This is a genomic window from Terrisporobacter glycolicus ATCC 14880 = DSM 1288 (assembly GCF_036812735.1).
GTDB classification, from domain to species: domain Bacteria; phylum Bacillota; class Clostridia; order Peptostreptococcales; family Peptostreptococcaceae; genus Terrisporobacter; species Terrisporobacter glycolicus.
In genome coordinates, this window is record NZ_CP117523.1 from 2034867 (window position 1) to 2048193 (window position 13327).

11 protein-coding genes and 1 other annotated feature are annotated in these 13327 nt (G+C 28.1%); of the genes, 3 read left to right on the plus strand and 8 right to left on the minus strand.

Annotation, left to right across the window (positions count from 1 at the left end; translation table 11 throughout):
* Positions 1-70 precede the first annotated feature (70 nt).
* The 4 genes from TEGL_RS10095 to TEGL_RS10110 all read right to left on the minus strand — a co-directional run bounded on the left by TEGL_RS10095 (position 71) and on the right by TEGL_RS10110 (position 4095).
* On the minus strand, positions 71-991 hold the full coding sequence (locus TEGL_RS10095; protein ID WP_018590876.1) for a SufB/SufD family protein: 921 nt from the start codon (positions 989-991) through the stop codon (positions 71-73).
* A complete protein-coding gene (locus TEGL_RS10100) occupies positions 972-1730 on the minus strand; it encodes an ABC transporter ATP-binding protein (protein WP_018590875.1) in 759 nt (252 codons plus the stop codon). The genes TEGL_RS10095 and TEGL_RS10100 overlap by 20 nt, the downstream gene beginning before the upstream one ends.
* Positions 1731-1851: 121 nt before the next feature.
* On the minus strand, positions 1852-2874 hold the full coding sequence (locus TEGL_RS10105) for a threonine aldolase family protein (protein WP_018590874.1): 1023 nt from the start codon (positions 2872-2874) through the stop codon (positions 1852-1854).
* A 171-nt stretch (positions 2875-3045) separates the two neighbouring features.
* Complete coding sequence (locus tag TEGL_RS10110) at positions 3046-4095, minus strand: BMP family lipoprotein (protein WP_018590873.1); 1050 nt, start codon at positions 4093-4095, stop codon at positions 3046-3048.
* 352 nt (positions 4096-4447) lie between these two features.
* Between TEGL_RS10110 and TEGL_RS10115 the strand changes: the two genes are divergently transcribed.
* Positions 4448-5665 carry a cation:proton antiporter gene (locus TEGL_RS10115; RefSeq protein WP_026255103.1) on the plus strand — a complete coding sequence of 406 codons (1218 nt, stop codon included), beginning with the start codon at positions 4448-4450 and terminating at the stop codon, positions 5663-5665.
* A gap of 80 nt (positions 5666-5745) precedes the next feature.
* Here TEGL_RS10115 and TEGL_RS10120 read toward each other — a convergent pair whose 3' ends face one another.
* The 4 genes from TEGL_RS10120 to TEGL_RS10135 form a co-directional block, all read right to left on the minus strand.
* Positions 5746-6948, minus strand: coding sequence for an argininosuccinate synthase (locus TEGL_RS10120; protein WP_018590871.1), 1203 nt, complete (start codon positions 6946-6948; stop codon positions 5746-5748).
* 65 nt (positions 6949-7013) lie between these two features.
* Positions 7014-7327: a binding site (T-box leader), on the minus strand.
* A gap of 70 nt (positions 7328-7397) precedes the next feature.
* Positions 7398-7808 carry a GNAT family N-acetyltransferase gene (locus TEGL_RS10125; RefSeq protein ID WP_018590870.1) on the minus strand — a complete coding sequence of 137 codons (411 nt, stop codon included), beginning with the start codon at positions 7806-7808 and terminating at the stop codon, positions 7398-7400.
* An 18-nt stretch (positions 7809-7826) separates the two neighbouring features.
* Positions 7827-8564, minus strand: coding sequence for a tRNA pseudouridine(38-40) synthase TruA (truA, locus tag TEGL_RS10130; RefSeq protein WP_018590869.1), 738 nt, complete (start codon positions 8562-8564; stop codon positions 7827-7829).
* 47 nt (positions 8565-8611) lie between these two features.
* A complete protein-coding gene (locus TEGL_RS10135; RefSeq protein ID WP_018590868.1) occupies positions 8612-11776 on the minus strand; it encodes a DEAD/DEAH box helicase in 3165 nt (1054 codons plus the stop codon).
* A gap of 170 nt (positions 11777-11946) precedes the next feature.
* Between TEGL_RS10135 and TEGL_RS10140 the strand changes: the two genes are divergently transcribed.
* Positions 11947-12381, plus strand: coding sequence for a DUF2383 domain-containing protein (locus tag TEGL_RS10140; protein WP_018590867.1), 435 nt, complete (start codon positions 11947-11949; stop codon positions 12379-12381).
* A gap of 279 nt (positions 12382-12660) precedes the next feature.
* Positions 12661-13305, plus strand: coding sequence for an undecaprenyl diphosphate synthase family protein (locus tag TEGL_RS10145; protein WP_018590866.1), 645 nt, complete (start codon positions 12661-12663; stop codon positions 13303-13305).
* The last annotated feature ends 22 nt before the right edge of the window (positions 13306-13327 follow it).

Below are 13327 nucleotides of genomic sequence, written 5' to 3' on the forward strand. Positions count from 1 at the left end.
TATAAATTAGATCAATATTTATATTTTGTTATTAAAAAAGAGAAGTAAACTAGTTACTTCTCTTTATATATTAACTTAAAAATGCATTTACTATTACTTCTTCAGCTTCTTCTTCGCTTAATCCGAAAGTTTCAAGTTTTAGCAATTGTTCATTATTAATTCTACCAATGGCAGCTTCATGAACTATTTGTGCATCAGTATGATTTGCCTGAATTTCTGGAATAGAGCTTACTTTAGCTTTATCCATAATTATAGAATCACATTGAACGTGAGCTTTGCAGTTATCATTTCCTATGGCTATCGGATGAAATACTTGAACAGATTCATCTTTGGCAACAGAACGAGATATAATTTGTAATATGGAATCTTCTCCATTTAGATTACATCTCACATTTGAATGAGCAACTTGATCGTCATGAGTCATTAATTTTTCATTTATTATTAATTTTGCTCCCTTTCCTAAAAATGCCTCTGTTTCTCTTTTAGTTGAATCAACTCCTTCTATTTGAGTCATATTCATTTCACAATAAGAGTCTTCATCCATATGTACTATTGTTGTTGGGTTTAATATTCTTTTGCTCTCAGAACTTCCCTCACCATAGTGTTTTTCTCCATATTTAATTTTAGCATTTTTACCTATATGGAAAGTATGTATACCATCGTGTTCACTAGTACCGCATCCATCATTATGAATACCACATCCAGCTACAATAGTTACATCTGCATTTTCTCCAATATAAAAGTCGTTATATACTAAATCATTAACATTATCTTCTGTTATTACTACAGGTATATGTACAGTTTCATTTTTAGTGTTAGGTTTAACTGTTATGTCAATTCCTGGTTTATCTTCTTTAGGAGTGATTATAATATTTTCACTAGATCTTCTCTCTACACCACATCCATTGCTTCTTAGATTGAATGCTCCATCAACTTCTCCAGTAATATCTGCTATTGTTTTTAATAAGTTTTTAATCATTAACTCGCTCATGAGTAAGTGCTACCTCCTTCATTTGACATAGACAATTTTTCATATCACCTTGTAGTAAAGGTAAAACTTTAGATTTTGTGCCTATATTTTGAATTTTTCCATCAGAAATTATTATTAACTCATCTGCTAAGTCTATAATTCTTTCTTGATGAGATATTATGATAACACTTTGGTTACTGCTTTTTTTGAAATTTGTAAAAGTATCTACAAGCATGGAGAAGCTCCATAAATCAATTCCTGCCTCTGGTTCATCGTATATTGATATTATAGAATCCCTTGCCATTAATGAGGCTATCTCTATTCTTTTTAATTCTCCACCAGATAAAGAGTTGTCCACGTCTCTTTTTAAGTATTCTCTAGAGCAAAGGCCTACTTTAGATAAATATTCACAACATAACTCTTCAGACAGATTTTTACCAGAAGCCAATTGTAGCATTTTTTCTACAGTTACACCTTTGAATCTAGGTGGTTGTTGGAAAGCATAACCTATACCTAATTTTGCTCTTTCTGTTATATTTAAATTTGTTATATCAATACCGTCAAATAAAATTTGTCCACTACTTGGTTTTTCTATTCCCATTATGATTTTTGCCAATGTGGACTTTCCTCCACCATTTGGACCTGTTATAACTAACATTTTTCCAAAGTCAATTTTAAAGCTTACATTATCTAAAATGGTAATTTCTTCATTACTATCTAAAGCTTTAACTTTAAAAGATATATTCTTTAGTTCAAGCATTGTAAACATTCCTTTCTAAGATTATTATTATAAGTTTTTAGCAACGGAGCTGCCTGAAATTTCATAGCGCCCACGCAGTGGCTTAAAGTGGTAACAAAGGCATCTCGTTGGCGATATGAGTTTATCGAATTTTTAAATCATTTATAAAATCTAATACTTTATCTTTTTCTGTTGCCCATGAAGTAACAAGTCTGATAACTGTATGATTTTCATCGTATTCTTCCCATGTATTAAATGAATACTTTTCTCTTAATTTTTCTATAGATGAATTAGGTAGTATAGGGAATATTTGATTAGTAGGTGATTTAATTAATAATTTATAGTTTTCTTCAATCAAAGCATCTTGAATTAGAGCAGCCATTTCATTGGCGTGTTTTGCTAAATTGAAGAATAGATCATCTTTAAATAATTCCATAAACTGAATTCCAAGAAGTCTTCCCTTTGCAAGTAAAGCGCCTTTTTGTTTTATGTTATATCTAAAATCTTCTTTTAGTGAGTCATTGCAAATAACAAGAGCTTCACCAAATAGTGCTCCATTTTTAGTTCCACCTATGTAAAATGCATCACAAAGATTAACTAAATCGCAAAGTTCTAAATCGTTTTCTTCACATGTTATGGCTGAACCCATTCTAGCTCCATCTATAAAGAATAACAAATTCTTTTCTCTACAATATGTATATAAATCTATTAATTCTTGTTTTTTGTATATTGTACCAATCTCTGTTGCATTAGATATATATACTAGTTTTGGCTTAACCATATGCTCATCAGTATGTATCTTTAATATTTTTTCAATTTTATCTACTGTTAATTTCCCATCATTACTAGGTGCTGTAATAACTTTGTGACCACAAGCTTCGATTGCTCCAGTTTCGTGTACTGCAATATGTCCTGTATCTGCAGCAATGGCAGCTTCATATTGTTTTAAGAAAGAAGATATACATATTAAGTTAACTTGAGTACCACCTGGTATAAAGTGAATATCTATTTTCTCATTTTTAAGTACATTTTTTAGTATATCCTTTGCTTTTTCACTATATTCATCAAGTCCATAGCCTGAACTTTGTTTTAGGTTACTATCTAAAAGTGCTTTTAGTATACTTTCGTGTGCACCTTCACTATAATCATTTGTAAAACTGTACATAAATACCTCCAAAATTAATATATTGCTTATAATTAATTTTATACAAAATTTGTTATTGTATCTACATATATTTTAATTGATATATATATTTCTTGTTTTAAATAGATTTTAACCTTATTAAAATAAAAAAAAGTAGATTTCTCTACTCTTTTTTATTAAGGAACTCAGTATTTATTTTAAAGTGTTAAGATATTTATTATATTCAGTTTCATCTTTAGGAGCTACAACTTCTCCACTTTCTAGTTTTTTAATTTCTTCATCAACATAGTCTAAAACATCTTGTGGAACTAATTTAGATGTTGAATCAGGTATACCAACAGCATTTTCTTTGAGCCCATAAGTTGTTTCTTTTCCACCTTCAAATTTATTTTCTATAAATCTTTTTGCTGTTTCATATACACCAATATCTACTCTTTTTATAGCAGAAGTTAAAACATTGTCTGGAGCTAAGTCACTTTGGTCTCTATCTACACCAATAGCATATTTATTTGATTCTTTGATAGCTTCTATGGCACCAGTTCCCACATCACCACCAGCTATAAATATTACATCAGCACCATTTGAAATCATTTGATTTGATATTGCTTTTCCTTTTGCTTGATCAGTAAATGAGTTTGCATATTGACTTTGTAATTTACATTTAGGGTTTGCTGTTTTTACGCCAGCCAAATAACCATATTTAAATGTATTTATAACAGACATATCCATGCCACCAATAAATCCAGCATTATTTGTTTTTGTCATTTTTCCAGCTATTAAACCAACTAAATATGCCGATTGTTCAGCCTTAAATAAAATTGATTCCACGTTAGAAGGTATTTTTTTATATGTTTCATCTACAATTACAAATTTTTGATCAGGATAATCCTTAGCTGCTTGTTCAATTGTTGGAGCTAATTTTGATCCCACACCTATTATTAAATCAGTTCCTTCATCTACTAGAGTTTCCACATTAGTAGAGTAATCTGCATCTTGTTTTGATTCTAAACATTTTACTTTAACACCTAAATCCTTTTTTGATTTTTGTAATCCTTCCCAGGCACTTTGGTTAAAGGAGTGGTCGTTAACACCAGCAACGTCTGTTATCATTGAGATAGTGTATTCTTTTTTATTCGACTCATTATTGACAGTGGAATTGTTTTTCTTAGTGGTACATCCTGTCATACAAGTAGTTAACATTGATGTAACCATAGTTATCGCAATGAATTTTTTTAATGTCATAAATCTACCTCCGCTATGTTTAATTATACTAAATATAGATTTTATATAAATTTCTTCATCTATAAATAATGTAAATACTTATTAAAATTCTAAAGTTATTATTTCCTAAATGCAAAAAAAAATCCTTAATCATCTATTCATCATAATAGAATTATTAACAAAATTAAACTTAACTTACTTTAATTTTATAAAATAAAAATTAAAATTATAAAAATTCAGTTTATTTTTTAAAATAATTACTATAAATTAGTTAAAAATTTATTAATGTTGATATATTACCTTTTATATACTAAGATGATGATATTGAGGGATACTTAATATTTAATTATTATTTTAGAAAAGGGGACGTATTATGGAATCATATAGTTACATATTAGATATTGCTTTAATTCTAATTTCTACAAAATTATTTGGCTTAATTTCTAGGAGGTGTCAAATGCCTCAAGTAGTTGGAGCCTTATTTGCTGGTTTAATTTTAGGGCCAGCAGTTTTAAACATTGTTCATGAAACAGAGTTTTTAACTCAGTTAGCAGAAATAGGAGTAATACTCTTAATGTTTTTTGCAGGGTTGGAAACAGATATAAGTGAATTAAAACAGTCTGGAAAAGCTTCTTTAGTAACAGCTATTTTGGGAATTATAGTTCCACTTGCAGGTGGATTTTTTGTTGCAATGTATTTTAATCGTCATGGATTAATACCATTTGAAGCTAATGCAAGTGCATTTCTTCAAAATATATTTATAGGAACTATACTTACAGCAACTTCAGTTAGTATAACTGTTGAGACTCTTAAGGAAATGGGAAAATTAAATTCAAAAGTAGGAAATACCATATTAGGTGCTGCAATTATTGATGATATCCTTGGAATTATTGCACTTACAATAGTTATTAGTTTTGCAAATCCTGATGTACATATTTTTGAAGTTCTATTAAAAATATTTTGCTTTTTTATATTTGCTGCAATTGCCAGTGGTATATTTTATTTTATATTTAAAAACTGGCTTGATAAAGATGCAAAGCACAAAAGGCGTTATGTAATAGCAGCATTTGCATTTTGTTTACTTTTATCATATATATCAGAAACATATTTTGGTGTTGCAGATATAACAGGTGCTTTTATAGCAGGTCTTACTTTATCACCATTAAGTAAGAAGTATTATATTGAAGATAAGTTAGACACAGTATCCTATGCACTTTTATCTCCAATATTTTTTGCTAGTATAGGTTTAAAACTAGTATTGCCTAAAATGACTCCAATGATAATATTATTTGCTGTTGTTCTTACTATTGTAGCTGTTTTATCAAAAGTAGTAGGTTGTGGTTTAGGATGTAAGTTGTTTAATTACTCAAATAGTGAATCATTACAAGTTGGCTTTGGTATGGTATCTAGAGGCGAGGTTGCTTTAATTGTTGCTAATAAAGGTTTTAGCGCAGGATTAATTAATACAACCGTTTTGGCACCAATTTTAATTGTGGTTATAGCTACAACCATATTATCACCTATATTGCTAAAGTTATCATACAATTGTAAAATGAAAAAAAATAAAGAAAATTTAAGTGCAATATCTTAATTTAAAGAATATTAATAAAAGGGGCTATCTCATGAACAATTAGAAACTGTTTTGTGATGCCCCTTTTATTTATTAATTACTTACTTATTTTTCTTATCTTTCATAGCATTTATTTTAAGTGGAAGGGTAAATAAGTTTATAAATCCTTCAGCATCTTTGTGGTCGTATAACTCACTGTCGCCAAATGAAGAAATACTTTCATCATATAATGCATTTTCAGTAAATATTCCAGCAGGTTTTATATTTCCTTTGTATAATTTAAGTTTTACTGCTCCTGTTACATTTTCTTGAGTTTCATCCATAAATGCTGTTATTGCACTACATGCTTTTGAATACCATTTTCCGTTGTAAATTAAGTCAGCATATTCTAATGATAATCTTTGTTTTAGATGAAGAGAATCTTTGTCTAGTGTGGCACTTTCTAGGTAGTTATGTGCAGTATATAAAAGTTCTCCTCCTGGAGTTTCATATATTCCTCTAGATTTCATTCCAACTAATCTATTTTCTAGTATTTCTACTACACCTATACCATGTTTACATCCTAATTTGTCTAAAGTTTCGAATAATTCAACTGGAGATAATTCTTTATTATTAACTTTCTTAGGTATACCTTTGTCAAAATATATTTCCACATATTCAGCTTTGTCACAAGCAGTTTCTGGTGATTGAGTTTTCTTATAAATATCTTCTTTATGCTCATTTTGCAAACACTCTATATCGCCGCCTTCAGTTGATACATGGAACAAGTTATCATCAACAGAATAAATTTTTTCTTTTGTAGCTACTACTTGTATATTGTGTGACTGTGCATAATCTATGGCATCTTCTCTAGATTTTATATCCCACATTCTCCAAGGGGCTATAACTTTTATTGATGGGTCAAGGGCTGCTATGGTACCTTCAAAACGAACTTGGTCATTTCCTTTTCCTGTACATCCGTGGCAAATATACTTAGCACCTTCTTTATGAGCTATTTCAACTAATTTTTTAGCTATTATTGGTCTTGCTAAAGCAGTTCCAAGTAAATATCGTCCTTCATATTTTGTTTCTGCTTTTATTGCAGAATAAATTGTTGTAGTTATAAATTCTTCTTTTAAATCTTCACAATAGGCTTTTATTGCACCGCTTTGGATAGCCTTATAATGTATTTTATCCATATTATCATCTTGGCCTACGTTGGCACAAACAGCAATTACATCAATATCATAGTTTTCTTTAAGCCATGGTATTATTATAGATGTATCTAATCCACCTGAATATGCTAGTACTACTTTTTCTTTCATAGTTATTTTCCCCCTTATTATTCCAATTGTTAATTTTTACAATAAAAAAAGTCCCTTGGATTTAACCAAGAGACGAATTTACCGCGTTACCACTCTAATTAATAAAATTCGCTACGCTTAAGCCACTGCGTGGGCGCTACACTTCATTTCGCCAACGAGATTCCTTCGCTAGCGCTTCAGGAAACTCCGTTGCTCAAAATTGCTTTGATAGAATTTTATTCACTCTTCCTTTTAAGGCAAGGCCACCTATTATCCTACTATTATTTCAGATAATCTTCTCCAAAGCTCTATTCACTTAAAGTATATTATTAGGCTTCCACCATCCCCAATTCTCTGTAAATATATTATTTAAGTTACTTCTCTTTTTCACTGAATTTTGCGTATTCAATTTAATATGTTTAAATAATAGTTGAATTTCTAATCATTGTCAACTGTTAAAAAGATTTTTTTTAAAAGTATCTTTTGTGGTTTTTAGGACATTCATCTAAAACACCAAATATTTCATAGCCATTTTTTATATAAAAATCTTTAGCTTGAAAGTCAAAAGTATCTAAATGAATTAAATTACATTTTTCTTCCTTTGCTATTTTTTCTATTGCAAATAGTAATTTTTCTCCAAGACCACAACCTCTGTAGTTTTCATCAATCCAAAGTGCATCAATGTAAATTACATTCCAACAATACATTTTTGCAAGAATTCCCCCAACTATTTTTTTATTATCATTTTCTATTATTTTATTTAACCATACATAAGCTTTCTCTTGTGTTTGTGGTACCTTTGATAAATTATATTCTACTAGTTTTTCAATTATATAATCAGAGTCTTTATCATTCCCATTTTTTATAATTAAATTATTCAAATACATCCCCCCACAGAATTAATACTGAACTTTAAATAAATATAAACCTTTTGCTGGTGCTGTTTCTGGAGCTACTTTTCTGTCTTTAGCTTCTAAAATTTCTTTTATATCCGTAGGATTTAATTTATTAAGTCCTGCATCTATTAAAGTTCCAACAATTATTCTCACCATGTTATATAAGAATCCATCACCTTTAACATATATTTCAATCATGTTATCTTTTTCAACTATATCAATAGATTCAATATTTCTAACATGACTTTTCTTTTTTGATTTTGAAGAAGCGAAGCTGGAAAAATCATGTTCTCCAATTAAATAAGTGCTAGCTTCTTTCATAAGATCTAAGTTTAATTTTTTACTTATATGAGCTGAGTACTTTCTAAAAAATGGATTATGGAACTTATTATTATCTATTTTGTATAAATAAACTTTAGATTTAGCATTGTATCTAGAGTGGAATCTATCTTCAACCTCTTCAATACTTTTTATAACTATAGATTCAGGTAAATATTTATATAAATATTTTTGTATTTTTTCAACTGAATCATTGCAATCAGTTTTAAAGTTTACAACTTGACCCATGGCATGAACACCCATATCTGTTCTTCCAGAACCTATTATTTCAACATTTTCATTTGTAAGTTTACAAAGAACATCTTCTATTTTACCTTGTACAGTATTGTCATTGTCTTTTAATCTTTGGAAACCTTTAAAGTTACTTCCATCGTATTGTACTATCATTTTTATATTTCTCATTATTATTTTTCCTTTTTGATAAAATTTGTTATTTCATTATACTTAATTTATTTTATTAAATCAATTAATTCTTCTTCTGACAAACTACTTAGTATATTAGTATTGTTTAGATTTCCATCAAGCATATCATGAATTAATTCTGATTTTTTTTGTTGTAATTCCATTATTTTTTCTTCTATTGTTCCTTTAGAAATTAATTTTATAACTTCTACTACTTGCTTTTGACCGATTCTATGTGCTCTATCACTTGCTTGATTTTGCACAGATGGATTCCACCATGGATCAAAGTGAATTACAGTATTGGCAGATGTTAAATTTAAACCAGTTCCTCCAGCTTTAAGTGATATTAAAAATACTTTTATTTCTTCATTATCGTTAAAGCTATCTACTAATGTTATTCTATCTTTAGCAGGAGTACTTCCATCTAAATAATAAAAGTTTATTTTATTTTTGTTTAGTTTTTTACCTATATTTTTTAAAACAGATGTAAATTGAGAGAAAACTAAAATTTTGTTGTCTTTTTCAATATAATCTTTTATTATTTCTAAACAAGTATCAGTTTTTGCACTTTTCCCCTTGTATCCTTCCACAATTATGCTTGGATCTAAGCATAGTTGTCTAAGTTTTGTAAGATAAGAAAATATGGTTATCTTATTTTTTACATCTCTTTTTTCTTCCAATCTTCTTTTTATTTCTTCCACATAAATGCCGTAGGTATTTCTTTGTGTTTTGCCCATTTCTACATAAAATTCTTTTTCTATTTTAGGCGGAAGCTCTTTAATAACTTGTTCTTTTGTTCTACGAAGTATAAAGGGTTTTATCATTCTTTTTAAATTTTCTATTTGGCTCTCATCTTTTATAAATATGGCATTAAATTTAGTTAAGCTATATAAGTACCCTGGCATAATAAAATCAAATATAGACCAAAGTTCCATCAAATTATTTTCTATAGGCGTTCCAGTTAAGGCAAATTTATTACTTGCTCTTATGGCTTTTACAGCATCAGTAGAAGAAGCTAAAGGATTTTTTATATTTTGAGCTTCGTCAATAATACAATAATCAAATTCAAGCTTTTCATATTCTTCTATATCATTTCTAAGAGAACCATAAGTTGTTAATATAACATTAAAGTCTTTTGTGTTTTTAATTATATTTAATCTTTCTTTTTTAAGTCCGTGACTAATTCCCACAGATAAAGATGGTGCAAATTTTTCGAATTCACTTTTCCAGTTGTGGATTAATGATGTAGGAGTTACTATTAAAGTTTTTTTATCTTTTTTATTTAATAAAAAGGCAATTGTTTGTATTGTCTTACCTAGCCCCATTTCATCAGCTAAAATCCCACCAAAACCTAGATAATCCAAAGTTTCGAACCAGTTAAGAGAATCAACCTGGTAATCCCGTAGGGTTGCATGAAGGTCTTTTGGAATATTGATTTCTTGTTTTTCCATACTTCTAAATTTCTCAATAATATTATTTGTATTTTCCATTCCAGATATATAGGGTAGCTTTTTCTCCGTAAGGAGATGATTAATAAACATTGCTTTACTTGAGTGTATTTTTATGTTTTTAATATTATCAGTAAAACCTAAACTCTCCATCAATTTAAACATTTCCTTAGTTTCGCTGTCTTCTAAATTTATAAAGTCACCATCACCTAATTTGTAAAATCTTTTTTGATTTTTAAATGCTTTTATAATATTTTTATATTCTTTTGGATCTACTCCATCTATTTCAAAATTAAAATCTAAGTAATGATTAATTTCTTCTCCAAGACCAACTTTAAAAGCCGAAGAATTGTGAATTTTTCTTTCTTTAAGTTTATCTGAATAATAGACTTCACCAATATTTTTAAGACTATTAATGTCTCTATTTAAAAAATCATATAGTTGATTATCGTTTCCTTTAAATATATATTTATCTTTATCTTTTTCAAAAAAGTTGGAATATAATCTATATACACCTTCTTTTTCTTTTTCAAAGTCTCTTATAATAAATTTATTATTGTCTTCATCGTAAGAGAAAACTATTTTACAAGTTACATTGCTATCTTCTAAATCAAAGAAGTATTTTATTATTAATTCCTTGGAAATATTGTCTTTTATTCTTTCATCTACAATTACCTTATCACAGATTTTTTTTATTTTAGGTATCATATCACTTAAAACTTGACTGACATTTTCCAATGGGAAGCTTACTTCTTTAAATTCATTTAATACAGAGTAAAGTTTCTTATAATATATGCCATTTTCACTATTTAACAAGAATATATTTCCTTTGAAAAATACCACATCACCTTTTAATGATAGAGGAAAAGGAAGATTATCTTCACATTTTAGTATGGCTTCATTATTATTTAATTCAAAACTTATATCTACAGGAATATTACTTTCAATGACACTTGGGCTGTAATACATATTTCTAAATTTAAAATCAAAAGTTCTATAAGATAGTGCTTCAAATAGTCTTCTAACATTTGAGCCTTTAACAGTTAAATATTTAAAATTTTTCTGTGGTAAGTTATATGACAAATCCATCCCATATTCTTCAATAATTTGAACTATTTTTTCATCTTCATATTCAAAATAATTATTTACTGGATTGTATAGGAAATCAATGCCAAATATTAAATCTTTCGATTCAAGTCTAGAGTAAGCAAATTCCTTTAAATCTTTCATAACGTACATCTTATCTATACCTATTTTAAAGTCACAAGATATACTATTGTCCCCTACATACTCTACTCTAACATCTAATTTAACTTTTTCTCTTTCGTTACTTTTAAAGTAGTCTAATAACTCTTTATTAATAAAATTTTTATTTCTTTTTATTTTATTATCATTTTTTAATACAATAGTTGTTTGCTTTAAATTGCTAATTACATCTGATTTTAATAAATTAATTACATATAAAGATGAAGCTACAATATGTTTACATATAACATTATTGTTACTTGAACTTCTTTTTCTATAGTCCTCACAAGTACAAATTGTATTTACTATTTCTTTATTTTTTAAGTCTATAGTAATTTCTGGATAATATGTTGTGTTATAATTAGCGGAAGCTACTTTTCCATCAATATTTAAGATTTTATCTTGATTATTATATTTAATTTCTTGTACATATCCATCTTTATAATACTCTTGTCCTCTACTTAACCTTAGTTTGTCAGTATTATTAATCAATATATCATTTACTATTTTAAAATCCATTTTTTCACCTGTTTCTAAGTATTATAAACTTTATTATATTACGGTTATAAATCTACTTCAATGACACAAGCAAAAAGAAGCTAGATAAATCATTGAAATATCAATAGTTTATGATTATAAAAAAAATTTATAGGCATAATAAAAATATAATTTTATAAGGAGTGATTTTTATGCCAAATGAAGATACCATAAAACTATTAAAAGAGTGTGATGCAGGAGTTAAGATGGGCATTGATGGAATAAATAGAGTTATAAATAAAACTGAAAATAAAAAGCTAAAATCTCTGTTAGAAAAATATCTAAAAGACCATGAAAGATTGGAAGAAAAAATACAAGCAGAATTGAAAAAATTTAATGATGATAAAAAGGACCCTAACCCTTTGGCGAAAGCCATGTCATGGGTTAAGATTAATGTGAAGCTTATTAAAAGTGAGCATGATAAAGTGATTGCTGATTTAATGACTGAAGGATGTAATATGGGTATTAAGTCTATTTGTAGATATTTAAATGAATATAATGGGGCAATGGAAGGCATTAAAGGGCTGTGTTATGATTTAGTTGAAATAGAAGAAAACTTTTCAAAAGATCTTCGTAAGTTTTTATAAATATTTATAAAAAGATGTGGTAATCTTTATCAATCCACAATAATATATAAGTATAGGAACACTAAATATTAATTTATCTAATTGATCGGAAAGATAAGTTAATATTACAATATGTTTTCTCCGTTTTATATAATAAACGGTGTGGTGACTCATGGAGAATCATTAAAACATATATACAGATAAAAATCCTCATTTTTATGGGGATTTTTCTGTCTTAAGTTTAAGTTAGTATTATTTTGGCAAGAATAAATAAATAACTTAAATACATATGGAGGCCTTATGAGAGTACCAAAACATATAGGAATTATCCCAGATGGAAATAGACGCTGGGCTGTTAGTAATAATTTATCAAAAGAAAAAGGATATGATTATGGAGTTAATCCAGGTTTACAGCTTTTTAAATTATGCCAAAGAGAAAATGTTAAAGAAGTGACTTTCTATGGCTATACAGTGGACAATACAAAGCGACCTACCATTCAAAAAGAAGCTTTTATCAAAGCTTGTGTTGAATCGGTTATGCTTTTGACAAAAGAAGACTGTGAAATTTTAGTTGTAGGAGATACATTTAGTGATACTTTTCCTTCACAGCTTTTACCTTTTACAAAAGAAAGAAAAAAATTTGGAAAAGGTGGAATAAAAGTAAACTTTTTAATTCACTATGGTTGGAGCTGGGATCTAAATTACAAGAAAGAATTCTGTCCTCTTGGAAAACATGTGGAGAATAATATTAAATCGAGAGAGATTTCTCGTATTGATTTAATTATTCGCTGGGGAGGAAGACGAAGATTAAGTGGATTTTTACCAATCCAATGTGTATATGCAGATTTTTATGTAGTAGATAATATGTGGCCAGATTTTAAAGATCAAGATTTTTATGATGCTTTAAAATGGTATGATAAGCAAGATATTACTCTTGGAGGATAAAAAATAAGTGTTTTGCTATTTT

Coding starts and splice junctions, on each gene's coding strand:
- TEGL_RS10095 (WP_018590876.1), bottom strand. CDS start 991: ATGAGCGAGTTAATGATTAAAAACTTATTAAAAACAATAGCAGATATT.
- TEGL_RS10100 (WP_018590875.1), bottom strand. CDS start 1,730: ATGCTTGAACTAAAGAATATATCTTTTAAAGTTAAAGCTTTAGATAGT.
- TEGL_RS10105 (WP_018590874.1), bottom strand. CDS start 2,874: ATGTACAGTTTTACAAATGATTATAGTGAAGGTGCACACGAAAGTATA.
- TEGL_RS10110 (WP_018590873.1), bottom strand. CDS start 4,095: ATGACATTAAAAAAATTCATTGCGATAACTATGGTTACATCAATGTTA.
- TEGL_RS10115 (WP_026255103.1), top strand. CDS start 4,448: ATGGAATCATATAGTTACATATTAGATATTGCTTTAATTCTAATTTCT.
- TEGL_RS10120 (WP_018590871.1), bottom strand. CDS start 6,948: ATGAAAGAAAAAGTAGTACTAGCATATTCAGGTGGATTAGATACATCT.
- truA (WP_018590869.1), bottom strand. CDS start 8,564: ATGAGAAATATAAAAATGATAGTACAATACGATGGAAGTAACTTTAAA.
- TEGL_RS10135 (WP_018590868.1), bottom strand. CDS start 11,776: ATGGATTTTAAAATAGTAAATGATATATTGATTAATAATACTGACAAA.
- TEGL_RS10140 (WP_018590867.1), top strand. CDS start 11,947: ATGCCAAATGAAGATACCATAAAACTATTAAAAGAGTGTGATGCAGGA.
- TEGL_RS10145 (WP_018590866.1), top strand. CDS start 12,661: ATGAGAGTACCAAAACATATAGGAATTATCCCAGATGGAAATAGACGC.